The following is a 22,612-nucleotide window of genomic DNA, read 5'->3' as shown; positions in this document are numbered from 1 at the left end:
ATCTAGCGCCACTCAACCGTTTCGCCGCAATATCTCCACCCGATGATGGCGAAAACGACGTGGGAGCCCCGGTGTCAACCAGTGACACCGGGGCTCCCACGTCAGGGATCGTCAGCCGATCGGGATCGTCACCTCGGCGACGTTTCCGACCGCGGCGTGGACCTTCTTGTCCACGGGCTCCGCCTTCGGCGCGAGCGTACGCAGGGTCCACTCGCCGTCGCCGGCGAAGAACCGGAAGTGGCCGGTGGCGGAGGTGGGCACCTCGGCGGTGAACTCGCCGGTGCGGTCGAGCAGCCGGACGTACGCACCGTGGACCGGCTCGCCGCCGCGGGTCACCTGACCCTGGATGACTGCTTCCTTGGCGACATCTACGCCGGCGAGCGAGAGCCCGCCCTCAGTCGCGCCGCACATCAGGCGACACCCGGCTCGTCGCCGGTGACGACCGGAACGCCGACGAGGGATCCGTACTCGGTCCACGAGCCGTCGTAGTTCTTCACGTTCTCCTGGCCGAGGAGCTCCTTGAGCACGAACCAGGTGTGCGAGGAACGCTCGCCGATGCGGCAGTAGGCGATGGTGTCCTTGCTCCAGTCCACGCCGGCCTCGGAGTAGATCTCCTTGAGCTCCTCGTCGGAGCGGAAGGTGCCGTCATCGTTGGCCGCCTTGGACCACGGGACGTTGGCCGCGGTCGGGATGTGACCGGCGCGCTGAGCCTGCTCCTGCGGGAGGTGGGCGGGGGCCAGGAGACGGCCGGCGAACTCGTCGGGCGAACGCACGTCGACCAGGTTCTTGACGCCGATGGCCTCGACGGTCTCGTCGCGGAAGGCGCGGATCGAGAGGTCCTGGTCCTTGGCGGTGTAGCTGGTCGCCTCGCGGGTGACGGTCTCGTCGGTCAGCTCGCGGGAGTCGAGCTCCCACTTCTTGCGGCCGCCGTCGAGGAGCTTGACGTCGGTGTGGCCGTAGAGCTTGAAGTACCAGAAGGCGTACGCGGCGAACCAGTTGTTGTTGCCGCCGTAGAGCACCACGGTGTCGTCGTTGGCGACGCCACGCTCGGAGAGCAGAGCGGAGAACTGGTCCTTGTTGACGAAGTCACGGCGGACCTGGTCCTGCAGGTCGGTGGTCCAGTCGAGCTTGATCGCGCCCTTGATGTGGCCCTTGTCGTAGGCGGTCGTGTCTTCGTCGACCTCGATCAGCACGACCTTCGGGTCATCGAGGTGCTCCTCCACCCACTGGGCGGAGACGAGGGAGTTCTCGCGGGTCATCTAGGTACCTTTCGTTTGTTTCTGACGTTCAGAGGATCAGGCGAAGCGCCTGATCAGCAGATAGATCTCGCAGCCGAGGCAGAACCGGAAGACGGCGTTGAGCACGGCCGCGACGAGCGCGAGACCGAGGGCGATCTGCGCCACGAGCGTGGCGCCGAGGACGTACGCCACGAGCGCGACCAGCACGAAGACGAGGCCGACACCCTGGGCGAACCGGGGCGGGGCCGGGTCCTCGAGCTCGTCCGGCGCGCTGAGGCGGGGACGTACGAACTTCTTGAACAACCAAGCGTGCGGGGTCCGCTGAACGCCGAGCCCCGTCCCGATCGCGAAGAGCACCGTCTGGATGACGGTCACCAGGAGCGCCCAGGGCTGCGGCAGCAGCAGAGCCAGGATGAGTACGACGACGGTCAGCGCCGCAGCGAACTGCGGGCCGCGCGGGTCGATTCCGGTCTGCGTCGCCGTCTGGCTTGAGGTCTCGGACATAGGTGTGCTCCTGCGAGAGAGAAGGGGGTCGTCAGAACGAGCCTGACAGGCGAGAGCGATCCCCGGGTCGACTCGGTCGACAAATCTCAGGGATTCAGCGGCAGGAACGACACAGCGCCGAGCGCACGCGGCAGTGATCCACTGCGCGGCGCTTGGTCAGCATGGTCGAGAACATGGGAAGACAGTAACGCGCTGCCGAACCAGCAGGAAACGAATGTCTCGTCATTCGGACGGGCGTATCAGGCTTCGAGATCGACGGTCGGGATCGCGCTCAGGACCTGCTCCTTGCGCGGCGCCCCCGAGGCCCGTGCGATCTCGTATCCGCCGCCGTCGATCACCAGGGTCGTCGGCGTACGCAGGATGTCGAGGCGGCGCACCAGAGCGAGGTGATGCTCGGCGTCGATCTCGAGGTGCACCACCCCCGGCACGACCTCGGCGACCTCGCTCAGGATCCGCCGGGTCGCCCGGCAGGGCGCACAGAAGGCGCTGGAGAACTGCACGAGGGTCGCGCGCGTGCCGAGCTCGGTCTCACCCAAGGCGTCAATGACCGCATCCCATGCGTGCGGCTCGGGCGAGTGGACCTCGTGGGGCACGTGAAGCTCCTTCGTACCTCGGAAACGGCCGTCACTGAGCATCCGGAACAGGCCGAAGGCGAGGGCGACGGCAACCGCGATGACGGCGATCCAGGCTCCGGTGCTCATAGGACTATTGAACCCGCATTCGGTTCCACTCATTCCCTCGAGGCACGACGAAGCCCTTCATTGTCGGACTCCAGGCGGCGTACGTCCTCCTCCAGGGCCAGCACGCGGGCGACGCCGGCGAGGTTGAGACCCTCGGCGAGGAGGTCCCGGATGCGGATCAGGCGCTCGACGTCGGCGAGCGAGTAGAGCCGCGTGCCGCCCGAGGTGCGCGCAGGGTCGACCAGGCCGCGGCGCTCGTAGACGCGGAGGTTCTGGATCTGCATGTCAGCCATCTCGGCAGCCACAGAGATGGCGTAGACGCCCCTGGTTCGCTCCTTCATGCGGTTGATTCTGACACGCAGACTTGAAATTATGTAGCCGTTGGACTATATGAAAGGTGTAACCGCTGATATAGATCCCGTGAGGAGGGAACCATGCTGATCCGAAGCACCGATCCGTTCCGCGAGTTCGACCGCATCACCCAGCAGCTCCTGGGCAGCGGCACCACGAACCGTCCGGCTGTGATGCCGATGGATGCCTGGCGCGAAGGCGACCGGTTCGTCATCGAGTTCGACCTACCCGGCGTCAGCCCGGACACGATCGACCTCGACGTCGAGCGCAACGTGCTCACGGTCAAGGCCGAGCGGGTCACCAAGAACGGTGATTGGCAGATGCTGGCCAACGAGCGCGTCCGCGGCAGCTTCAGCCGCCAGCTCGTCCTCGGCGACAACCTCGACCTCGACAACATCGAGGCGGCGTACGACGGCGGCGTGCTGCGGCTCGTCGTCCCGGTCGCCGAGAAGGCGAAGCCGCGCAAGATCCAGATCTCGACCGCCCCCACGTCGGAACCGGCCGCGATCACCAGCTGAGGCACATGCCCGCCCCGGCAGGCCCTTACGCAGGCGAGTCGCCGGGTGCGGGCTCCCCCTTTGGAGCTATCCGCCCGCGAACGGAGGGAGGAACTCGACCGTGGACCCCGGCGGGACCTCGATCCCGTCGGGGTCACCCGTACCTGCGGGCCGGTCACCGATGAGTGCCGAGCAGGCCTTCAGCACGTCGGGAAGTCGGGTGTCGGCGTGCAGCGCCGCGGCGCGGCGTACGACTTCTGCCAGCGACAACGGGCCGTCGACCTCGATCTGGTCGGACGGAGTCCCGGCCGCTGACTTGGCTGCCGCCCAGTAGCGGACCTCTATAACGTTCGTCACTTTCTCGTGGACAACCTTCCTATGTCACCGAGAGGTTTCGTTAATATGGTCTAACGATCACCTCACCGAGGCTCAATGTTGCGTTTCGGTGCTCTTTCTCAGACTGAGAGGCACCCCCGATGAGCTCGCTTCTGTTGTTGACCAGTTCACTCCAGCCTTCGACAGATGTCCTTCCCGGGCTCGCGCTCCTCGGCCATCAGGTGAAGATCCTCCCTGCTGAAGGTAGCGCGCTTCTCGAGGCTCCCGAATCCGACCTGCTGCTGGTGGACGGACGGCAGGAGCTCGCTCAGGCCCGCGACCTGTGTCGGCTGATCCGCACGACCGGCACCGACATCCCCGTTCTGCTGATCGCCACCGAGGGCGGCCTCGCCGTCGTCTCCCACGACTGGGGGATGGACGACGTCGTGCTGCACACCTGCGGCCCGGCCGAGCTCGAAGCCCGGATCAAGCTCGCGATCGGCCGCAGCTCGGCAGCCCGCGACGCCTCCGACCCCGAGGCCCACGTCATCCGCTCCGGCGAGGTCGTCGTCGACGAAGCCACCTACACCGCCAAGATCGGCGGCCGCCCGCTCGACCTGACGTTCAAGGAGTTCGAGCTCCTGAAGTTCCTCGCCCAGCACCCCGGCCGGGTCTTCTCCCGCCAGCAGCTGCTGCAGGAGGTGTGGGGCTACGACTACTTCGGCGGCACCCGCACCGTCGACGTCCACGTACGCCGCCTGCGCGCCAAGCTCGGCCCGGAGAACGAGACGCTCATCGGCACCGTCCGCAACGTGGGCTACCGCTTCGTGCTGCCGTCGAAGAAGAACGAGGCCAACGCCGACAGCGCTCGGCTGGCCCCCTCTCGCGGGCTGGGTGCTGACGCCTAGGCTTCTCCCATGGCACTCACCGTCGAGCAGGTCCTGGCCATCGCGAAGGCGACCGAGGCGTACGACGGGGTGGCGCCGCTCGACGAGGCGACCCTCCTGACGCTGCGCAACCGGCCGGAGGACGTCACGATCTGGGGAGACGTACGTGGCTTCGGGGCGCTGGTCTCGACAGGCTCGACCGCCGGAGAACTGTCGCTAGTCGTGCTCACCCAGCACCGCGGGGTTGGCCTAGGGCGCCAGCTGCTGCTCCGCGCGCCTTCGCTCCCGACCGGGACGACGGCGTGGTCGCACGGCGACAACCCGGCCGCGGCCGCTCTGGCTGCCAAACAGGGCTGGGAGCGCACCCGCGAGCTGTGGGTGATGCGGCGCCCGGTCGCCGGTCTGCCGCCAGCTCCCTCGTTGCCGGAGGGGGTCGTCGTACGCGGCTTCGAGCAAGGCGACGAGGCCGAGCTGCTCCGGGTCAACGCCGCTGCCTTCGCACACCACCCCGAGCAGGGCGGCATGACCGCGACAGACCTGGCCGAGCGGATGGCGGAGTCATGGTTCGATCCTTCGGGGTTGATCATGGCTTGGGAGGTCTCGACAAGCTCGACCACCGGGGGGCGGTTGCTCGCGTTCCACTGGACCAAGCGCCACAGCGAGACCGACGGTGAGGTCTACGTCGTCGGTGTCGATCCCGCCGCCCAGGGCCGAGGCCTCGGCAAGCTGGTCACGCTTCTCGGGTTGAACCATCTGGCTTCCGCCGGTGTCAGCGAGATCCACCTCTACGTCGAGGGCGACAACACTCCGGCCGTACGTCTCTACGAGGGTCTCGGCTTCACCCGCGCCGCGGCGGACACACACGTGCAGTACACCCGCCGATAGGCTCTGGTCGCGTGAAGTCGACCGAATCCCATCTCACCGATTCTCAGAGCGACCGGGCCGTCGGAGCCATCATCGGGACCGCGGTCGCGGACGCGCTCGGGGCTCACTACGAGTTCGACCGGCCGAAGCTCGGCGCGGACGAGAAGGCGCAGATGCTCGGCGGCGGGCTCGGCCCCTTCGCGCCCGGCGAATGGACCGACGACACGACCATGTCGTGGTGCATCCTCGACGCCGCCGCAAGCGGTCTGGACCTGCGTACCGAAGAGGGCCTGACCGCGGTCGGCCGCAACTTCCGGACGTGGGCGGAGTCGGAGCCGAAGGACATCGGCAACCAGACCGCCCGGGTGCTCAGCACCGCCGGCGAGTCCCCCACCGCCGAGCGGCTGTGCTTCGTCTCGGAGAAGCTGCACGAGATGACCGGTCACACGGGCGGGAACGGCTCCCTGATGCGTACCGCGCCGGTCGCGCTGCGTCATCTCGGCGACCGCCCGGCGGTTGCCGACGCAGCCGCGGCGGTGAGTGCCCTGACCCACTGGGACGAGCACGCCCAGTCCGGCTGCGCCCTCTGGTCGCTGGCGATCGAGCACGCGGTGATGCACGGCGAGCTCGACGTACGCTCCGGCCTCTCCCTCCTCTCCCCCGTCGAAGCCGACTTCTGGACCGAGAAGCTCGACGAGGCCGAGACCGTGCCGCCGGCGACCTTCAACCCCAACGGCTGGGTCGTGACCGCCCTCCAGGCAGCCTGGTCCTCGATCGCCCAGACACCGGCGCCCGAGGCAGATCCGGGCAGCCACTACGTCGAGGCGCTGAACACCGCCATCCGGATCGGCAACGACACCGACACCGTCGCCGCCATCGCCGGCGGCCTCCTCGGTGCCCGTTGGGGCGCCTCCGCGATCCCGGCCGAGTGGCGCAAGCTCAGCCACGGCTACCCCGGCATCCCCGGCGACTTCCTGGTCACCCTCGCCCTCGACACCGTTGCCGCCGGCCGGCGCTGATCCCTGGGCAGCACCGCGTCGCACGCCCCCTACGCCAGTGGGCGATACCTTGTGAACGGTTCACAAAGTGTCGCCCACTGGCGTAGGCGCGGCAAGCACGCAGGGATGTCGGTGCTCACGCTTACCTTCGACATATGAAGCTCACCGCTCGGGTCGCCGCTGAGACGATCTCGGCCGCTCACAACATCGGGCTCCGAGATGCGGGGCGGGTGCTGACGGCTGGGCTTGCGGGCCGGCCGACGAGGCAAGGAAGTGCGCTTCTCTATGACGAGCAAGGGCTCGACGAACTCGTCGACCGCCCCGAATGCCCAGCCTCAGAGCTTGATCGGTGGCGCCCCTTGGTCGTTCGAGTCGGCAGAAAGCAGGCATTCGACATCGACGCTCCCTGGAACGAGCGTGCTCGCGGCATCGCCGGGCCGTGGCGGCTTCCGCTACCGACGTCGTTCTACCTCGCACGTCTCAGCAGCCTCAGCCCACCGACGGGCATGCGACACCCTTTGATCGGTGTCCTCGCCGGCTGGGTGGCTGTCGGCGCCGAGATCGTCGGATACGACGAGGGCCGCTTCCGCCTAGACCCGCCAGGGCCCTGGTTCGACTCGTTTCAAGGCACCTGGCTGCCCCTCGCGCCGCGGCGGCGCTGGATCCTCTGGGGCGCGCCCGCGAGTGAGACCCGGACCCCGGCCACACCCGAACGCACAGCGTCTCAGGCGGCCTACAGGGTCTCACGCGACTGGCTGAGCGACGACCTACCCGTCCGTTCGAACGGACGGCTCTGATCGACCCGGTGGGTTGGACCCGATCAGCGCAGGGGGCGGATGTGGAGGCCGATCTCGGGGTCGACCAGGATCTCCTGCGCGACCGGCATCCCGTCGACGACCAGCTGCGCGTCGACAGCTACGTTGCGCTTGACCAGCCCCAACGCGATCGGGCCGAGCTCGTGGTGACGGGCCGAGGACCCCACGAAGCCGACCGTCTTCTCCCCGAGGACCAATTCCGACCCAGCGGCCGGGAGGCGGTTCTCCGAGCCGTCGAGGTGGAGCAGGACGAGACGGCGGGGCGGGCGACCCAGGGTGTGGACGCGGGCGACCGTCTCCTGACCGCGGTAGCAGCCCTTGTCGAGGTGGACGGCGTACTCCGAGCCGGCGGTCTCCGCCGCGCCCGGCACCCAGCCGACCTCGTTGGGAATCGTGCGGGTGTCGGTGTCGACCCCGAACCGCGGCTCACCGCGCTCGATCCGGAGAGCCTCGAAAGCCCAGAATCCGCAGGCGGGACCCGCGGCAGCGGCGTACGTCTCCAGGGACTCGCGCGGGATGAACGAGTAGCGCCCGGTGGTCGAGCCTGTCGAGACCCGCCAGACCACCACCTGCGACGGCTCCGGCGTCACGGTGACGTCGGACCAGAACTTCATTCGCTCCAGGTACGCCGCCAGCGCGTCACCCCGGCCCGGCTCGGTCCACGCCAAGAAGGAGGTGCCGTCGTCGACACCGGAGAAGAAGTGCTCGACGTGGCCCTGCGGCGACAGGACCAGGGCCGAGGTCCAGACCCCGGGAGCCAGCCCCTCGAACGCCTGCGAGGTCAGCGAGTGCAGCCAGGTCAGCCGGTCGGGCCCGGCGATCCGGACCACGTCACGGTGAGAGAGGTCTACGAACCCCTCGCCGGAGGCCAAGGTCCGCTGCTCCACGTTGAACGAGCCGTAGTGGGCGGCGACGGGTGCGTCGGCACCATCGCCGGCGACGGCGCCGGGCAGGGACAGCAGCGGGCTGGGGGTTGTCATCATGGCTCCTCAGAAGAACAGTCGACACACGCTCCGAAGACGGTCAGATGAGCGACATCTGCCTCGAAGGCGTACTCCTCACGCAGCCGCTCGCAGATACCGTCGGCCACTGATGGGTCAACACTGGTGACCTTCTGACACTTCCTGCAAACCGCATGAAAATGCGGACGACCGGAGACCGAGTGGTAGGTCGATGCCCGCTCGCCCAGATGGGCGTGCCTCACCAGCCCGAGCTCCTCGAGGACCTCGAGGTTGCGGTAGACGGTGGAGAGGTTGATCGCCGAGGACGACTCGCGCACGACCGCTAGCACCTCTTCGGGGGTGGCGTGCCGCAGCTGCTCGACGGCGCCGAGGACCAGCTCGCGCTGGGGCGTGAGGCGATAGCCCTTCGCGCGAAGGGCCTCACGCCAGTCCTCAGCGGCCTCGGTCATCGTGACTGCTTCCTGGGCCTATTTGTTGACCCGCTTGAGCCGCGCCCACAGGTGCGGCTGCAGGGCCTGGCCCATCGCAGCCATGTCGAAGGCGTAGAGCAGGTCGCCCTCGACGTTGCCGTAGAGACGCTTGCCCGCGGTGTATTCCTTCGCGGTCTCGGTGCGGCCGACCGCGTCGGTGGTGAGGTCGAGCTTGCCGCCCTCTGCCTTGCCGTACCAGACCTCGATGATGCCGGTGTTGTGGGTCATCACCCACTCGACCTCCCCCTGGGGGCGGAATCGGACGAAGCCGGTCTCCAGCGCCGCGTCGCGCACCTTCTCCCCGGTCTCCGGGTCGATGATCCACGAGCGCGCGAAGTAGTGGAAGAACGGCCGCCCGTCGTGGGTGAAGATCAGCTCCTGCCCGAACTCGAACTTGTCGATCGTCGGATAGTCACCGTGTCCGTTGCCCTGCCAGGTGCCGAGCATCCACGCGCAGGGACCGGCGTCGGGGTGAAGGTTCTCCGGAAGTTCGAAAGCCACACGCCGAGTTTAGGCCGTAGATCGGCTACGACCCGAAACGCAAGCGCTACTGTGCCGACATGCAAGAACTCGTAGTGAAGGTGACCGTGGGCGCGGAGGCGCCCGAGCGTACGAACCAGGCCTTCACGGTCGCCTCGGCGGCCGCGACCGCCGGCGCGAAGGTGTCGCTCTGGCTCACCGGCGAGGCGACGTGGTTCGCCGTCCCCGGGCGTGCGGAGGAGTTCGAGCTCGAGAACGCCGCGCCGCTGCAGGAGCTGATCGGGCTGGTCATGGAGAGCGGCGAGGTGACCGTGTGCAGCCAGTGCGCCTCCCGCCGCGACCTGTCCGAGGAGGACCTGATCGACGGCGTCTCCATCAAGGGCGCGTTCGTCTTCGCCGAGGAGATCCTGCGCGACGGCGTACAGGCGATCGTCTACTGAGGTCGTCACCTCCGGGAATTACATGAATGTAGTTCCAGGTCGCGGGGATGTTAAACCTCTCGGAGACTCCACACACCGCTTGGATCGCCGTTACCATTCACCCTCGTGAGCACGCAGACCCCCAGTGGCAAGTGGTGGAGCCGTGATTCGGCCGCCCAGCCGGGTGACGACGAGGACCTGACGGCGCGTGCTGCGGAGTTGGCCCGCGCCGCTGCCGCAGCCGAGTCGCTCCGCATCTCCGCCGAGCAGGCGGCCGCCGAGCAGGCGGCAGAGCGGCTGGTGGCCGAGGAGTCCGCTGCCAAGCACGCCACCGCCCGCGCCAAGGCCGACGAGACCGCCAAGCTCCACGCCGAGCTGGCGGCCGACGCCCACCAGGCGCGCGAGGCCGCCGAGAGGGCCGCGGAGGAGTACGCCCTCGCCCGGGTCGAGGCCGAGAAGCTCGCCGACACCCGCACCAAGCAGCGCGCCGAGGCCGAGGAGGCCGCGGTGGCGAGGGGCAAGGAGCTGGAGGAGGCCGAACGCCGCCTTCTCGAGGCGTCCCGTGTCGCCGAGGAGCAGTCCCGCGCCCGCACCGAGGCCGAGGAGGCCGCGCGGACCAAGGCCGAGGAGGCCACCGCAGCGGCCGCGGCTGCCGCCGAGGCCAACACGAAGGCCGCCGAGCACGCCGAGCTGGCCCAGGCCGCCTACGCCGCACGCAGCGTCGCCGAAGCAGCCGCCGAGGACCGCCTCGAGGAGATGGACGAGCTTCGCGACGCGCTCGCGGCGGCCGAGAGAGCCGCCCGCAAGGCCGCCGACGAGTCCCGCGCCGCCTACGAGGCCCGCAGCGAGGCGGAGGCCGCGGCCGAGGCCGCCTACACCGCTCGCGCCGAGGCCGACACCCGCTCCGAGGAGCTCGCGCGGATGCGCGAGGAGGCCGACGCGGCCGCCGCCGGGCGGGCCGACGAGGCGCTGGCCGCGTTCACCGCGCGCCAGGCCGCGGAGCAGGCCGCCAACGAACGCGCCACCGAGGCCGAGGAGGCCGCGGCTGCGCGCATCGTGGCCGAGGAGGCCGCGGTCGCGATGGCGACCCAGGCCGAGCAGGCCGAGCAGGCTCGCAAGGAAGCCGAGGCCGCGGCCGAGGCCGCCTACGCCGCGGCCGAGACTGCCGCGACCGCCCGCGCCGAGGCCGAGGAGGCGGCGAAGGAGGCCTTCGAGGAGCGCAAGTCCGCCGACGCCAACGCCGAGGACCACGCGATGACCCGGGCCGCGGCCGAGGCCGCGGCCGCTGACCAGTACGCCGTGGCCGCCGAGGCGCTCGCCGCCCGCACCGAGGCGGAGGAGGCGGCTCTGCGCGCCTTCAAGGCCGCCGACGCTGCCAACGACGCCCGCCTCGAGGCCGAGAAGAGCGCGAAGCAGTACGCCGAGTTCGCAGCTGCCGCGGCTCACGAGGCCAACGAGAACGAGGAGCGCTATCGGCAGCTCACCGAGCTCGCCTCGCAGGCCGAGCAGGCGGCCGAGTCCGCCAACCTGGCCCGGATGGCCGCCGATCAGCGCGCCTCCGAGCACGCCGACCTGGCAGTGCAGGCCATGGAGGGCCGCCGCGCCGCCGAGCGTGCCGCGACCGAGGCCAACGAGGGTCGCCGTGCGGCGGAGACCGCGCTGCGCGCCGCCCACGAGGCGATGACCGAGGTCGTCACCGGCCAGGCCCGCGAGCGGGAAGAGGCCGAGCGCCGGATGACGGAGATGATGACCCGTCTCGCCGACGTCCAGGAGCAGGCCGCCGAGGCCGTACGCCTGCGGGTCGAGGCCGAGGAGGTGGCCGGCCAGAAGGCGATCGACCGTCAGGCCGTCGAAGCCTCGATCCTGCACAACACCCAGTTGGTCGAGAAGGCCATCGTGGACCGGCAGATCGCCGAGCGCCGCAGCGCCCAGCTCGCCAAGCAGCTCGCCGACCTGCGCGAGGCCGTGATGCTCGCGGTCAAGGGCGGCAGCACCAACAAGCGTGCGATGCAGGCCCTCGAGCTCACCCTCGCCGCGACGCCCTCGCCGCCCGAGGCGAAGCTCCCCATCCCGGACGCACCGGAGGAGCCGCTCGTCGTCGATCCTCTCCCGGCCGCCCCGCCGGCCCCGCCGGCCCCGCCGGCCGAGCCTGCCCCAGCAGCCGAGTCCGCCCCGGCGGCCGAGCCCTCCGAGACCGCACCTGCGCCGGTCTCCTCGTCCGCCAGCCCCGAAGCTGGTCCCCCGACCGCGCCCGTGACCCTGCCGGAGCGGCAGCCCGGCAAGACGCAGGGCGACAAGAACCAGGCATCCTCCAAGGACCCGTTCGCGGATCCGACTGACCTGCCGGACACCCCGAGCGACGCCCTCCCCCAGCGCTCCAGCGGCTGGCTGGCCGCGGTCAAGCTCGCCGAGTCCGGCAAGTTCCCCGGAGCCAAGATCCCTGGCGCCGACAATGTCGCGCCGGCGCCCGCCGACGACTCCTCTGATGCCGACCAGAAGGACGAGAAGGTCGGCACCAAGAAGCTCACCGTCCGCACCTTCAGGCCCGAGGACGGCTCGCTCATGACCGAGAGCACCGTCACGGTCACCGAGGAGGGTGTGCTCGACGTCCGCAAGGACGAGCAGACCCACACCTACGACCTCTACGACACCCACACCGACATCACCATCAAGGGTCAGCCGACCACCGACGAGTGGGTCGTCGAGTTCGCCACCGACGAGGCCGGTGCGGTCCAGGTCGACAAGTCGATGGTCGACCCCGAGGCGTTCCAGCGCGAGGTGCTCCGCTGGCGCCCCGACATGGCCGGCTGAGCAGCTTGCAGCGATACCCGGTCAACCGGGTGTCGCTGCGCTTCTCAGGCGTTGCAACACCTGAGAAGCGCAGCAATTGCCAGAGAAGTCAGAGGTTGTCGCGCAGGACCTGAGCGATCTCGAGGACGGCGGCGCGTGAGGTACGCCCCGCGCCGACCACGTTCAGGAACCCATGGATCTGGTCGGCGAAGCGCTTGTGCGCGACCTTCACCCCGGCCTCCTCGAGCTTGGCCGCGTACGCCTCACCCTCGTCGCGCAGCGGGTCGAAGCCCGCGGTCGCGACGTACGCAGGGGCGACCCCGCTCGTCGGGATCTCCGCGTACAGCGGAGCGTGGCGCGGGTCGCGGCGGTCGATCCCCTCGGGCAGGTAGTTGTCGGTGGCCGCGGCGATGAAGTCGGCGGTCAGGTAGAAGCCCTCGCTGAGCTCCTCGCGGCTGCGCGTGTTCGCCTCCGACTGGGTGACCGGGTAGATGAGCAGCTGGAAGGCGCAGTCCTCGCCGACCGCGAGCGCGACCCCGGCCGCCAGGTTGCCACCTGCCGAGTCACCACCGACCCCGATCCGGGCCGGGTCCGCGCCGAGCTCGGCCGCATGCTCGACCGCCCACCGGAACGCCGCGACCGAGTCGTCGTACGCCGCCGGGAACGGCGACTCCGGTGCCAGCCGGTAGTCGACCGAGAGCACCTTGACCCCCGACTCGCTGGCCAGCAGCCGGCAGGGGGCGTCGTGGGAGTCGAGGTCACCGAAGATGAAGCCGCCGCCGTGCAGGAAGACCAGCAGCGGAGCGTTGCCCGAGACGCCCTCGGGGGTGTAGAGCCGCGCCTTGAATCCCGCGACCCAGAGCTCACGTACAGACCCGATCTCCTGGCGGCCACCACCGAGCTGCGACTGCCGCAGCAGCGCCACCCGCCCCTTCGGGATCGGCAGCGTCGACGGGTCCGGCTCCCCCGACACCTTCATCAGCGCGAGCATGATCTGCGTGTCCACCGCCAGCGTCTGCCCGTCGTAGGTCACCGGCTTGCCCACGATCCGCCGCTGCACCGCCGGCGGCAGGTTCATCGCGGCCGCGAAGGCAGACTTCTTCACCGGCACCAGCAACGGATCGATCAGGGACGACGCACGCGCGAGAATCGACATGCGCCCAAACTACCCCGTTACCGGGACGTCGTGTAACAGGTAGTTCACCAGGCGACCGCGCACCTGGTGCGCAGGAGCGGGACGTACGGTGGAATCGACGGTTCCAAACCACGCTCGGATGAAAGACTGGCCCCATGAGTCTCGACCCGCAGGCCCCCACCCGGTCGGCCGAGGACACCGTGAGCCTGACTGCGGTTCCCGACCAGCCGTTCGACGTCGAGCCCGAATACATCCCCGACCACGAGGCGCTGGCCGAGGTCGAGAAGTACGAGGACCGGTTCCTCGACCGGGAGCTGTCCTGGCTGCGGTTCAACGAGCGAGTGCTGGAGCTGGCGGAAGACGAGACCCTGCCGCTGCTGGAGCGCGTACGCTTCCTGGCGATCTTCACCTCCAACCTGGACGAGTTCTTCATGGTCCGCGTGGCCGGGCTCAAGAGAAGGATCGCGGCAGGGGTGGCGGTGAGAGCCGCCTCCGGGCTGATGCCGCGCGAGGTGCTCGAGCTGATCTGGAAGAAGACCCGGGAGCTCTCCGAGCGCCATGCCGAGGTGTTCCGCGGGCAGGTGAAGCCGGCGCTGCTCGACGAGGGCATCCAGCTGCTGCACTGGGAGGACCTGACCCCCGAGGAGGTCAAGGCCTGCAAGAAGCTGTTCAAGGAGCGGGTCTACCCGGTGCTGACGCCGCTCGCGGTGGACCCGGCCCACCCCTTCCCCTATATCTCCGGCCTCTCGCTCAACCTCGCCGTCCGCCTGCGCGACCCGAAGTCGAAGAAGAAGCACTTCGCCCGGGTCAAGGTGCCCCCGATCTTCGCCCGGTTCGTGCCGCTCGGCAACGACCGCTTCGTGCCGCTGGAGGAGGTCATGGCCGAGCGGCTGCAGAAGCTCTTCCCGGGCATGGAGATCATCGAGGTACACACGTTCCGGGTCACCCGCAACGAGGACCTCGAGGTCGAGGAGGACGACACCGAGAACCTCCTCACCGCACTGGAGAAGGAGCTGCTGCGGCGACGCTTCGGTCCGCCCGTACGCCTCGAGGTGCAGGAGTCGATGACCGACTCGACGCTCGACCTGCTGGTCTCCGAGCTCGGCATCTCCGACAAGGAGGTCTTCCGGCTGCCTGGCCCGCTCGACCTGCGCGGGCTGCACGGGATCGCCGACATCGACCGCGGTCAGCTGAAGTATCCGGCCTTCCTGCCGAGCACCCACCCGGCCCTGGCACCCGTCGAGAGCGCCGCGCCGGTCGACGTCTTCAAGGCAGCGCGCCGCGGCGACGTACTCCTCCAGCATCCCTACGACTCGTTCGCGACCAGCGTGCAGCGCTTCCTTGAGCAGGCGGCGGCCGACCCCCGGGTGCTGGCGATCAAGCAGACCCTCTACCGCACCTCGGGCGACTCCCCCATCATCGATGCCCTGATCGACGCCGCCGAGGCCGGCAAGCAGGTGCTGGTGCTGGTCGAGATCAAGGCACGCTTCGACGAGGTGGCCAACATCCGCTGGGCACGCAAGCTCGAGCAGGCCGGCTGCCACGTGGTCTACGGCCTGGTCGGCCTGAAGACCCACTGCAAGCTGGCGATGGTGGTCCGCGAGGAGCCCGACGGCACCATCCGCCGCTACACCCACATCGGCACCGGCAACTACAACCCCAAGACCTCCAGGCTCTACGAGGACATGGGGCTGATCACCACCGACGAGGCCATCGGCGAGGACGTCGCCCACCTGTTCAACAACCTCTCCGGCTGGAGCCGCGAGGCGACCTACGGTCAGCTCCTGGTCGCGCCCGGCAACGTACGTCTCGGCCTGATCGAGCAGATCCACGCCGAGATCGCCCACCATCTGGCGGGGCGGCCGGCCCGGATCCGGCTGAAGGCCAACTCCGTGGTCGACGAGGCCATCATCGACGCGCTCTACCTGGCTTCCCAGGCGGGCGTTCCCGTGCAGCTGCTGGTCCGTGGAATCTGCGCGCTCCGTCCGGGGGTGGAGGGGCTCAGCGAGACCATCGAGGTGCGCTCGATCCTGGGCCGGTTCCTCGAGCACTCGCGGATCTTCTGGTTCGAGAACGGCGCTCCCGACGAGGGCGACGGACCGAGCGCCTGGATCGGCTCGGCCGACATGATGCACCGCAACCTCGACCGACGGGTCGAGGCCCTTGTACGCCTCCCCACCCCGGAGCTCGTGGCGGAGGTCGGCTCGCTGTTCGACATGGCCTTCGAGCCGACCACCGACGCCTGGGTCCTCGGTCCCGACGGGACATGGGCCCGCAACCACGCTCCCAACCATCTCCAGGCGATGTTGATCACACGGCAGCGCCGGCGCAGGCGCGCTTCGACAGGCTGAGCACGCCCTGACTTTCGTCGTGTCAAGCGGACTCGCCTAACATGAGCCCGCAGGTCTGCCTCATCCAGCCAGGAGCCCCCCGTGCGTTTCCGAATCCGCCCGGTCGACACGTCGTTCTACGACCTGTTTGCCGAGTCCGCCAACCACCTCGTCGGCGGTGTCTCGCTGCTCGCCGAGATGCTCAGCGACACAGCCGATCGCGAGGAAGTCGCGCGACGGATGCGCGACGCGGAGCATGCCGCTGACGAGACGACCCACGAGATCGTCAAGAAGGTCAACTCGACCTTCGTCACGCCCTTCGACCGCGAGGACATCTACGCCCTCGGCTCCGGTCTCGACGACGTGATGGACTCGATGGACGAGGTCGTCGACCAGATCTTCGTCTACGGCGTCAACATCCTGCCCCCGGAGCTCTCCGACCAGGTCACCGTGCTCCAGCGCTGCGCCGAGCTGACCGCCTCCGCGATGCCCAAGCTTCGCTCGATGAAGGAGCTCTCGGAGTACTGGATCGAGATCAACCGTCTCGAGAACCAGGGCGACAAGAACCACCGTCGCATCCTCGCCAAGCTCTTCTCCGGTGAGTACGACGCGATGGAGGTCCTCAAGCTGAAGGACATCGTCGAGTCCCTCGAGGATGCGATCGACGCGTTCGAGAAGGTCGCGAACACCGTCGAGCAGATCGCCGTCAAGGAATCCTGACACCGTGGAACTTGCCATCGTCATCACGGTGGTCGTCGTCGCGCTCGTCTTCGACTACACCAACGGCTTTCACGACGCCGCCAACGCCATCGCGACCTCCGTGTCCACCCGCGCGCTCACGCCGCGCATCGCCCTCCTGCTTGCGGCGGTGATGAACTTCGTCGGTGCCTTCCTGGGCCAGAAGGTCGCCCAAACCGTCTCCGACACGATCACCCCACCATCGGGAGCGCAGGGTCTGACCGTCGTGATGGCCGGCCTGCTCGGCGCCATCGCGTGGAACATGATCACCTGGTACTTCGGTCTTCCGTCGTCCTCGTCGCACGCCCTGATCGGCGGCCTGGCCGGCTCGGCGCTCGCCGCCGGCGCGTTCGTCAACTGGGTCACGGTGCTGGAGAAGGTCGTCATCCCGATGTTCATCTCGCCGTTGGTGGCCTTCGGTCTCGGCTTCGGCGTGATGCTCGCGATCATGTGGATCTTCCGGCGCGCCAACCCCCACAAGGCGCAGAAGGGCTTCCGGATCGCGCAGACGATCTCGGCCGCCGCGATGGCGCTCGGTCACGGTCTCCAGGACGCGCAGAAGACCATGGGCGTCATCTTCCTCGCCCTGGTCACCGGTGGCTTCCTCTCACAGGGCGACGACCTTCCGTTCTGGGTCATCGCCGCCGCCGCGACCGCGATCTCCCTCGGCACCATGTCCGGCGGCTGGCGCATCATGCGCACCCTCGGCCGTCGCATCATCCACCTGGACCCATCGCGCGGCTTCGCCGCGGAGTCGGTCGCCGCCTCGGTGCTCTACACCACGGCGTACATCTGGGAGGCTCCGATCTCGACCACCCACACGATCACCTCGTCGATCATGGGTGTCGGCGCGACCAAGCGGTTCTCCGCGGTCCGCTGGGGTGTGGCGAAGTCCATCGTCATGGCCTGGATCTTCACCTTCCCCGCCGCCGGCGGCGTCGCGGCCCTGACGTATCTGCTCTGCCACTTCGTTTTTCAGCTCCCGTAAAACCGCGCCGAGTCGGCGCATCTGACCCCGTGTCTCGCGAAGCGAAGCGAGCGAGAGGGGTCGGATGCGCCGACTCGGCATTTCGTCCTCAGCCGAAGCGGCCGGAGATGTACGCCTCGGTGTCGGGGTTGTCCGGGTTGGTGAACATCTGCTTGGTGGGGTTGAACTCCACCAGGTGACCCGGCTGACCGGCGGCCTTCAGGTTGAAGAAGCCGGTGTCGTCGGAGACCCGGGCGGCCTGCTGCATGTTGTGGGTGACGATCACGATCGTGTAGTCGGACTTCAGCTCGTGGATGAGGTCCTCGATCGCGGCGGTGGAGATCGGGTCGAGCGCCGAGCACGGCTCGTCCATGAGCAGCACCTCCGGCTGGACCGCGATCGCACGGGCGATGCAGAGCCGCTGCTGCTGACCACCGGAGAGCCCCATGCCGGGCTTGCCGAGGCGGTCCTTGACCTCGTTCCACAGGTTTGCGCCACGCAGCGCGCTCTCCACGATCGTGTCCGCCTCGGACTTCTTCATCCGCTTGGCGTTGAGCTTGTTGCCGGCGAGCACGTTGTCGTAGATCGACATCGTCGGGAACGGGTTCGGCCGCTGGAAGACCATGCCGACCTTGCGGCGTACGGCCACCGGGTCGACGTTCGGCCCGTAGATGTCCTGGCCGGCGATCGTGATCTTCCCCTCGACGTAGGCGCCGGGGATGACCTCGTGCATCCGGTTGAGGGTGCGCAGGAAGGTCGACTTGCCGCAGCCGGACGGCCCGATGAAGGCGGTCACGGACTTCGGCTTGACGGACATGGTGACGTCCTCGACGGCCTTGAAGTCGCCGTAGAAGATGCTGGTGTCCTTGACTTGAATGGACATGTGTTACTCCTAGCGCCCGGTCTTGGGGGCGAAGATCGTGCCGACGATACGGGCGATGAGGTTGAGGACCATGACGAGGATGAAGAGCACCAGTGCTCCACCCCAGGCGTACTCGACGCCCTTCGCAGTGGCCTCGGACAGCTGGGTGTAGATGAAGACCGGCACGGTCATCATCGGGCTGTCGTCGAAGGCATTGGTGTTCAGGTTCGGGTTGAAGCCCGAGGCGACCAGCAGCGGCGCCGTCTCACCGATCACTCGCGAGATCGAGAGCACGACACCGGTGACGATGCCGCCGATGGCGGTCGGGAGCACCATCTTGGTGATGGTGCGCCACTTCGGCACGCCGAGGGCGTACGCCGCCTCGCGCAGGTCGTCGGGGACCAGCTTGAGCATCTCCTCGGTCGAGCGGACCACCGTCGGGATCATCAGCAGCGAGAGCGCGACGCCGCCGCCGAAGCCGAAGCGCGTGCCCGGCCCCATGATCAGGGTGAAGAGCGCGAACGCGAACAGGCCCGCGACGATGGACGGGATGCCGGTCATGACGTCGACCAGGAAGGTGATCCCCTTGGCGAGGCGGTTGCCCTTGCCGTACTCGATCAGGTAGATCGCGGTCATGATGCCGATCGGGATCGAGATCACCGCCGCGATGCCGGTGACGATCAGGGTGCCGATCAGCGCGTGGTAGAGCCCGCCCTGGTCGTCGCCGGTGACCGAACGCATCGAGAAGGTGAGGAACTCCGGACTGATGGTTGCGGCGCCGCGGGAGACGACCGTGTAGATGAGCCAGATCAGCGGGATGACCGCGACCGCGAAGGCCGTCCACACCAGCCCGGTGACGAGCTTGTCGGTCGCCGAGCGCTTGTTCTCCACCAGCAGCGCCCACAGGGGGTAGCCGATGAGGAACGCGAGCACACCGATGACAGCGGCTCCGACGATGCCCACGCCGAGCACCACGGCGAGGCCGCCGAGGGCGAGCGCAGCGACGCCGACCAGCCACTGGGCACCGCGCGGGAGCGTGGCGTGAGCCAGCATGTTCTCTTCCTGTACCACGTCGTCGACAGAGGGGTCGATCTTGCTCACTTGGCCCTCCCTCGGGCGACGATCCAGCGGGCGAGCGCGTTGACCAGGAAGGTGAACGCGAACAGCACGAGGCCGGTCGCGATCAGCACGGAGAGCCGGTCGGGCGTGCTCTCCTTGTAGCCCTGGGCGATGTATGCCGCGATGGTCTGCGGGTTGTTGGTGCCGATGATGAACAGCGAGATGATCACCTTCGGCGAGACGATCATCGCGATCGCCATGGTCTCACCGAGGGCCCGGCCGAGGCCGAGCATGACCGCGGAGACCATGCCGGAGCGGGCGTAGGGGAAGACCGCGTAGCGGATCATCTCCCAACGGGTCGCGCCCAGCGCCAGCGCCGCCTCCTCGTGCAGTCGCGGCGTCTGCGCGAAGACCTCGCGGCAGATCGAGGTGATGATCGGCAGGACCATCACGGCCAGCACGATCGCGGCGGTGAACAGCGTACGGCCGTTGCCGGAGGGCTGGCCGTCGAAGAACGGCAGCCAGGCCAGGTTCTCGGAGAGCCAGGTGTGGGCCGGCACCAGGTACGGGCCGAGCACCACCGCACCCCACAGGCCGAAGACGACCGACGGGACCGCGGCGAGCAGGTCGATGACGTACGCCACGGGGGTGGCGATCCGCCGCGGGGCGTAGTGGCTGATGAAGAGCGCGATCGCCACGCTGAAGGGGACCGCGACGATCAACGCCAGCACAGCGGCGTACATGGTGGCGAACAGCAGCGGCACGACCAGGCCCAGGAACGAGCCCCGGCCGGTGTAGTGCTGCGCGTCCACACTGAAGCCCGGGATGCCCTCGATGCCCAGGAAGATGAAGACGGCTGCCAGCGCCACCAGGATGAGAGTGGCGGCAGTGACGGCGATGCCTCGGAAGACGACATCACCCACCGAGCCACGGCCGGACAGCTCCGACTTCGTGTCAACGCCAGGGTCGGCGCCGGGGTCAGCGGCGACAGTCACAAGGCATTCCTCGACTTTCTTGTTTCGGTTCTCAAGACAGCCGTACGGGCGGCGGCCGCAGCCACCGCCCGAACGGCGATCACGTCAGACTAGTCGGCACTACTTGATCGCGCCGACGAGCTCCAGAGCCTTGTCCGCGGTCTCGCGGTCCAGCGGCGCGGAGCCGGCCTCCTCGGCGGCGGCCTCCTGGCCCTCCTCGGAGAGGATGAACTCCAGGTAGCCCTTGACGTTGGCCGCGTCCTCGGCGTTCTCGTAGGTCGGGCAGGCGAGCAGGTAGGTGACCAGCACGACCGGGTAGACGCCGGCCTCGGTGGTGGTGCGGGCGACCTCGACGGCCATGTCGTTGTCGCTGGTGCCGACCGACTTCGAGGCAGCCAGGATCTTGGCAGCGGCCTCAGGGGTCGGCTCGACGAAGTCCTCGCCGACCTTGACCTTGACGGTGGCGAGATCGTTCTCGGTCGCGGCGGAGGCGTCCACGAAGCCGATGTAGCCGGCACCCTGCATGGCGGTCACGACACCGGAGGTGCCGTCGCCGCCCTCGCCGCCCTTGATGGAGGCGGGCCACTCACCGTCGGGCTCCTCGGCCCAGCCACCGGCGGCCGCGAGGTACTCGGTGAAGTTCTCCTGGGTGCCGGAGTCGTCGGCGCGGTGGACCGGGGTGATCGCGGTGTCCGGAAGCTTGGCGTCCGGGTTGGTCGCGGCGATCGCCGGGTCGTTCCACTTGGCGATCTTGCCGGAGAAGATGTCGGCGAGGGTCTTGGCGTCGAGGTTGAGCTCGTCGACGCCCTCGACGTTGAAGACGACGGCGATCGGAGAGACGTACGCCGGGACCTGGATCGGGTCACCGCCGCACTGCTCCTTGGCCTTGGTCAGCTCGCCCTCGTCGTCGTTGAGGGCCGAGTCGGTGCCACCGAAGAGGTAGCCGCCGGTCGCGAAGCCCTCACGGCCCGAGCCGGAGCCCACGGGCTCGTAGACGACGCTGAGGTCGGGGTTCGCGTCCTGGATGCCGGCGACCCATGCCGCCTGGGCCTTTTCCTGAGCAGAGGAACCGCCACCCTTGATGGTGCCCGAGAGGGTGCCTTCGCCTTCGCTGCCGCTGTTCTGCTCGTTGGCGGCGCCGCAGGCGCTGATCGAAAGAGCAAGGGCCGCGGCTGTGATGCCCGGGACAAGTGCCCGGCGCAGCGAGGTGGTGTTCACGCAAGTCTCCTGATGATGATGCAGTCGATTCGGAGTTGTCGCGATGACCGTAAGCAGCCGAGGTGGACGGGAAACTCGGCGTAGGTGAACACAGGCTGAACGTGGGACACAAAGTCGATGGCAAATCGGCGTCAGTTGCGGGCACGGAAGATGAACAGGCAGGCCTCGAGCCCCTTCAGGCCTGAAAGGCCTCCGCCGCACACACTTCGCCGGCCCGCACGTGCAGCACCATCAGCTCGCCCTTCGCCAGCTTCGGGTCGCGCACACCCAGGCCGCCGAAGAGCCACGGCAGCACCGGTCGGTGCGTGCAGATCACCGTCGGGACGGCCAGGTCGCGCAGGGTCTCCGCGGCCAGGGCCGACACGCTACCTTCCTCCGCGCCCTCCTCGCTCAGCTGTCTCAACTGCTCGGACGAGATGCCAGCCATTCCGGCGTACGGCGCGACGGACTGCACGCAGCGGACGCTCGGCGAGGTGATCACCCGGCCGACATCGTAGGCCATCAGCAGGCCGGCCAGGGTGACCGCCTGGGTCCGCCCGGTGTCGTCGAGCGGCCGCTCCCGGTCCGCGCGGGACCAGGCCGAACGGCCGACTGCCGACCCGTGCCGAAGGATGACGAGGGGCGTGGTGGGGTGGCGTACGTCCGCCGCCTCCTGCAGCGTGGCCCGGTCGTACGGATAGGTGAGCCGCTCGCGCGCCTTCTCCACCGAGAGCCACTCGACCTCGTCGATCTCGTCGTTGACCTGGTAGCCGTCGACGTCGTCGTCGGTGCCGGCAGCGGCGCGGCCGACCCAGTAGTGGACCACCTTCTGGCCCGCATCGACGGGATAGCGCTGCGGCCGGAGCGGGCGGCCGAGCGCGACCCTCAGGCCGGTCTCCTCGCGCACCTCACGGATCGCGGCCACCGGCACCGTCTCGCCGGGGTCGACCTTGCCCTTGGGGAAGGACCAGTCGTCGTACTTGGGCCTGTGGACCAGTGCCACCTCTGACTGGTCGTCGTGCTCGCGAAAAACCACTACGCCGGCGGCCGGGATCTCGGGCATGGGCACAGGGTATGTCG

The 22,612-nt window shown here is 68.7% G+C and carries 24 protein-coding genes; 9 read left to right on the top strand and 15 right to left on the bottom strand.

Going from position 1 to position 22,612, the window contains the following annotated elements:
* Positions 1 to 111: 111 nt before the first annotated feature.
* From H5T77_RS11895 to H5T77_RS11875, 5 genes are all read right to left on the bottom strand, one after another.
* Positions 112 to 411, bottom strand: coding sequence for a DUF1416 domain-containing protein (locus tag H5T77_RS11895; RefSeq protein ID WP_045549621.1), 300 nt, complete (start codon positions 409 to 411; stop codon positions 112 to 114).
* A complete protein-coding gene (locus H5T77_RS11890) occupies positions 411 to 1,259 on the bottom strand; it encodes a sulfurtransferase (RefSeq protein WP_292649422.1) in 849 nt (282 codons plus the stop codon). Before H5T77_RS11890 ends, H5T77_RS11895 begins: the two co-directional genes overlap by 1 nt.
* Before the next feature lie 36 nt (positions 1,260 to 1,295).
* Entirely contained in the window at positions 1,296 to 1,742 is a 447-nt protein-coding gene (locus H5T77_RS11885; protein ID WP_292649421.1) for a DUF4395 domain-containing protein, read from the bottom strand.
* A 239-nt stretch (positions 1,743 to 1,981) separates the two neighbouring features.
* Positions 1,982 to 2,443: a thioredoxin family protein gene (locus H5T77_RS11880; protein WP_292649420.1), complete on the bottom strand. Its 462-nt coding sequence runs from the start codon at positions 2,441 to 2,443 to the stop codon at positions 1,982 to 1,984.
* A gap of 29 nt (positions 2,444 to 2,472) precedes the next feature.
* Positions 2,473 to 2,763 (bottom strand): MerR family transcriptional regulator, encoded by a 291-nt coding sequence (locus H5T77_RS11875; RefSeq protein WP_292649419.1) that lies wholly within the window; start codon positions 2,761 to 2,763, stop codon positions 2,473 to 2,475.
* Between the two features lie 93 nt (positions 2,764 to 2,856).
* Here H5T77_RS11875 and H5T77_RS11870 point away from each other — a divergent pair, with 93 nt between their 5' ends.
* A complete protein-coding gene (locus tag H5T77_RS11870) occupies positions 2,857 to 3,291 on the top strand; it encodes an Hsp20/alpha crystallin family protein (protein WP_292649418.1) in 435 nt (144 codons plus the stop codon).
* Positions 3,292 to 3,357: 66 nt separating this feature from the next.
* On the opposite strand, the gene H5T77_RS11865 is transcribed toward H5T77_RS11870, so the two are convergent.
* Positions 3,358 to 3,627, bottom strand: a complete 270-nt coding sequence (locus tag H5T77_RS11865; protein WP_292649417.1) for a MoaD/ThiS family protein — start codon at positions 3,625 to 3,627, stop codon at positions 3,358 to 3,360.
* A gap of 119 nt (positions 3,628 to 3,746) precedes the next feature.
* On the opposite strand from H5T77_RS11865, the gene H5T77_RS11860 reads away from it, so the two are divergent.
* From H5T77_RS11860 to H5T77_RS11850, 3 genes are read left to right on the top strand one after another with little or no spacing between them, the layout of a single operon-like run.
* The gene (locus tag H5T77_RS11860) at positions 3,747 to 4,493 is read left to right on the top strand and encodes a response regulator transcription factor (protein ID WP_292649416.1); all 747 of its coding nucleotides are present in this window, start codon (positions 3,747 to 3,749) and stop codon (positions 4,491 to 4,493) included.
* Between the two features lie 9 nt (positions 4,494 to 4,502).
* A complete protein-coding gene (gene mshD, locus H5T77_RS11855) occupies positions 4,503 to 5,357 on the top strand; it encodes a mycothiol synthase (protein WP_292649415.1) in 855 nt (284 codons plus the stop codon).
* 11 nt (positions 5,358 to 5,368) lie between these two features.
* Positions 5,369 to 6,355 carry an ADP-ribosylglycohydrolase family protein gene (locus tag H5T77_RS11850; RefSeq protein ID WP_292649413.1) on the top strand — a complete coding sequence of 329 codons (987 nt, stop codon included), beginning with the start codon at positions 5,369 to 5,371 and terminating at the stop codon, positions 6,353 to 6,355.
* Between the two features lie 799 nt (positions 6,356 to 7,154).
* Here the strand turns inward: H5T77_RS11850 and ygfZ are convergent.
* The 3 genes from ygfZ to H5T77_RS11835 are packed head-to-tail and all read right to left on the bottom strand — an operon-like array spanning position 7,155 to position 9,082.
* Positions 7,155 to 8,129 carry a CAF17-like 4Fe-4S cluster assembly/insertion protein YgfZ gene (ygfZ, locus tag H5T77_RS11845; RefSeq protein ID WP_292649409.1) on the bottom strand — a complete coding sequence of 325 codons (975 nt, stop codon included), beginning with the start codon at positions 8,127 to 8,129 and terminating at the stop codon, positions 7,155 to 7,157.
* A complete protein-coding gene (locus H5T77_RS11840; protein ID WP_183550471.1) occupies positions 8,129 to 8,560 on the bottom strand; it encodes a Fur family transcriptional regulator in 432 nt (143 codons plus the stop codon). The genes ygfZ and H5T77_RS11840 overlap by 1 nt, the downstream gene beginning before the upstream one ends.
* A gap of 18 nt (positions 8,561 to 8,578) precedes the next feature.
* Complete coding sequence (locus tag H5T77_RS11835; RefSeq protein WP_292649398.1) at positions 8,579 to 9,082, bottom strand: heme-binding beta-barrel domain-containing protein; 504 nt, start codon at positions 9,080 to 9,082, stop codon at positions 8,579 to 8,581.
* Positions 9,083 to 9,141: 59 nt separating this feature from the next.
* Here H5T77_RS11835 and H5T77_RS11830 point away from each other — a divergent pair, with 59 nt between their 5' ends.
* The gene (locus H5T77_RS11830) at positions 9,142 to 9,501 is read left to right on the top strand and encodes a DsrE family protein (protein WP_292649394.1); all 360 of its coding nucleotides are present in this window, start codon (positions 9,142 to 9,144) and stop codon (positions 9,499 to 9,501) included.
* Positions 9,502 to 9,606: 105 nt separating this feature from the next.
* The gene (locus tag H5T77_RS11825; RefSeq protein WP_292649392.1) at positions 9,607 to 12,291 is read left to right on the top strand and encodes a coiled-coil domain-containing protein; all 2,685 of its coding nucleotides are present in this window, start codon (positions 9,607 to 9,609) and stop codon (positions 12,289 to 12,291) included.
* A gap of 88 nt (positions 12,292 to 12,379) precedes the next feature.
* Here H5T77_RS11825 and H5T77_RS11820 read toward each other — a convergent pair whose 3' ends face one another.
* Positions 12,380 to 13,426 carry an alpha/beta hydrolase gene (locus tag H5T77_RS11820; protein WP_292649390.1) on the bottom strand — a complete coding sequence of 349 codons (1,047 nt, stop codon included), beginning with the start codon at positions 13,424 to 13,426 and terminating at the stop codon, positions 12,380 to 12,382.
* Positions 13,427 to 13,560: 134 nt separating this feature from the next.
* Between H5T77_RS11820 and H5T77_RS11815 the strand changes: the two genes are divergently transcribed.
* From H5T77_RS11815 to H5T77_RS11805, 3 genes are all read left to right on the top strand, one after another.
* Positions 13,561 to 15,756 carry an RNA degradosome polyphosphate kinase gene (locus H5T77_RS11815; protein ID WP_292649387.1) on the top strand — a complete coding sequence of 732 codons (2,196 nt, stop codon included), beginning with the start codon at positions 13,561 to 13,563 and terminating at the stop codon, positions 15,754 to 15,756.
* Between the two features lie 81 nt (positions 15,757 to 15,837).
* A complete protein-coding gene (locus H5T77_RS11810; protein WP_292649384.1) occupies positions 15,838 to 16,455 on the top strand; it encodes a DUF47 domain-containing protein in 618 nt (205 codons plus the stop codon).
* Positions 16,456 to 16,459: 4 nt separating this feature from the next.
* A complete protein-coding gene (locus H5T77_RS11805; RefSeq protein ID WP_292649381.1) occupies positions 16,460 to 17,461 on the top strand; it encodes an inorganic phosphate transporter in 1,002 nt (333 codons plus the stop codon).
* Positions 17,462 to 17,549: 88 nt separating this feature from the next.
* Here H5T77_RS11805 and pstB read toward each other — a convergent pair whose 3' ends face one another.
* The 5 genes from pstB to H5T77_RS11780 all read right to left on the bottom strand — a co-directional run bounded on the left by pstB (position 17,550) and on the right by H5T77_RS11780 (position 22,595).
* Complete coding sequence (pstB, locus tag H5T77_RS11800) at positions 17,550 to 18,323, bottom strand: phosphate ABC transporter ATP-binding protein PstB (RefSeq protein ID WP_292649378.1); 774 nt, start codon at positions 18,321 to 18,323, stop codon at positions 17,550 to 17,552.
* Between the two features lie 9 nt (positions 18,324 to 18,332).
* Positions 18,333 to 19,403 (bottom strand): phosphate ABC transporter permease PstA, encoded by a 1,071-nt coding sequence (gene pstA, locus H5T77_RS11795; protein WP_292649374.1) that lies wholly within the window; start codon positions 19,401 to 19,403, stop codon positions 18,333 to 18,335.
* Positions 19,400 to 20,356 carry a phosphate ABC transporter permease subunit PstC gene (pstC, locus tag H5T77_RS11790; protein WP_292649372.1) on the bottom strand — a complete coding sequence of 319 codons (957 nt, stop codon included), beginning with the start codon at positions 20,354 to 20,356 and terminating at the stop codon, positions 19,400 to 19,402. The genes pstA and pstC overlap by 4 nt, the downstream gene beginning before the upstream one ends.
* A 99-nt stretch (positions 20,357 to 20,455) precedes the next feature.
* Positions 20,456 to 21,553, bottom strand: a complete 1,098-nt coding sequence (pstS, locus tag H5T77_RS11785; RefSeq protein WP_292649369.1) for a phosphate ABC transporter substrate-binding protein PstS — start codon at positions 21,551 to 21,553, stop codon at positions 20,456 to 20,458.
* Between the two features lie 175 nt (positions 21,554 to 21,728).
* The gene (locus H5T77_RS11780; RefSeq protein WP_292649367.1) at positions 21,729 to 22,595 is read right to left on the bottom strand and encodes an NUDIX hydrolase; all 867 of its coding nucleotides are present in this window, start codon (positions 22,593 to 22,595) and stop codon (positions 21,729 to 21,731) included.
* Between the last annotated feature and the right edge of the window lie 17 nt (positions 22,596 to 22,612).

The sequence above is a fragment of the Nocardioides sp. genome, from assembly GCF_014360585.1.
In the GTDB taxonomy this organism is placed as follows: domain Bacteria; phylum Actinomycetota; class Actinomycetes; order Propionibacteriales; family Nocardioidaceae; genus Nocardioides.
This window is presented reverse-complemented; position numbering and strand designations above follow the sequence as displayed.

What these genes read in the sequence shown, in the direction of transcription:
- H5T77_RS11885 (WP_292649421.1), bottom strand. Translation starts at nt 1,742, where the DNA reads ATGTCCGAGACCTCAAGCCAGACGGCGACGCAGACCGGAATCGACCCG.
- H5T77_RS11890 (WP_292649422.1), bottom strand. Translation starts at nt 1,259, where the DNA reads ATGACCCGCGAGAACTCCCTCGTCTCCGCCCAGTGGGTGGAGGAGCAC.
- H5T77_RS11780 (WP_292649367.1), bottom strand. Translation starts at nt 22,595, where the DNA reads ATGCCCGAGATCCCGGCCGCCGGCGTAGTGGTTTTTCGCGAGCACGAC.
- H5T77_RS11875 (WP_292649419.1), bottom strand. Translation starts at nt 2,763, where the DNA reads ATGAAGGAGCGAACCAGGGGCGTCTACGCCATCTCTGTGGCTGCCGAG.
- ygfZ (WP_292649409.1), bottom strand. Translation starts at nt 8,129, where the DNA reads ATGACAACCCCCAGCCCGCTGCTGTCCCTGCCCGGCGCCGTCGCCGGC.
- H5T77_RS11870 (WP_292649418.1), top strand. Translation starts at nt 2,857, where the DNA reads ATGCTGATCCGAAGCACCGATCCGTTCCGCGAGTTCGACCGCATCACC.
- pstB (WP_292649378.1), bottom strand. Translation starts at nt 18,323, where the DNA reads ATGTCCATTCAAGTCAAGGACACCAGCATCTTCTACGGCGACTTCAAG.
- H5T77_RS11880 (WP_292649420.1), bottom strand. Translation starts at nt 2,443, where the DNA reads ATGAGCACCGGAGCCTGGATCGCCGTCATCGCGGTTGCCGTCGCCCTC.
- H5T77_RS11840 (WP_183550471.1), bottom strand. Translation starts at nt 8,560, where the DNA reads ATGACCGAGGCCGCTGAGGACTGGCGTGAGGCCCTTCGCGCGAAGGGC.
- H5T77_RS11830 (WP_292649394.1), top strand. Translation starts at nt 9,142, where the DNA reads ATGCAAGAACTCGTAGTGAAGGTGACCGTGGGCGCGGAGGCGCCCGAG.
- H5T77_RS11815 (WP_292649387.1), top strand. Translation starts at nt 13,561, where the DNA reads ATGAGTCTCGACCCGCAGGCCCCCACCCGGTCGGCCGAGGACACCGTG.
- H5T77_RS11895 (WP_045549621.1), bottom strand. Translation starts at nt 411, where the DNA reads ATGTGCGGCGCGACTGAGGGCGGGCTCTCGCTCGCCGGCGTAGATGTC.
- mshD (WP_292649415.1), top strand. Translation starts at nt 4,503, where the DNA reads ATGGCACTCACCGTCGAGCAGGTCCTGGCCATCGCGAAGGCGACCGAG.
- H5T77_RS11860 (WP_292649416.1), top strand. Translation starts at nt 3,747, where the DNA reads ATGAGCTCGCTTCTGTTGTTGACCAGTTCACTCCAGCCTTCGACAGAT.
- H5T77_RS11820 (WP_292649390.1), bottom strand. Translation starts at nt 13,426, where the DNA reads ATGTCGATTCTCGCGCGTGCGTCGTCCCTGATCGATCCGTTGCTGGTG.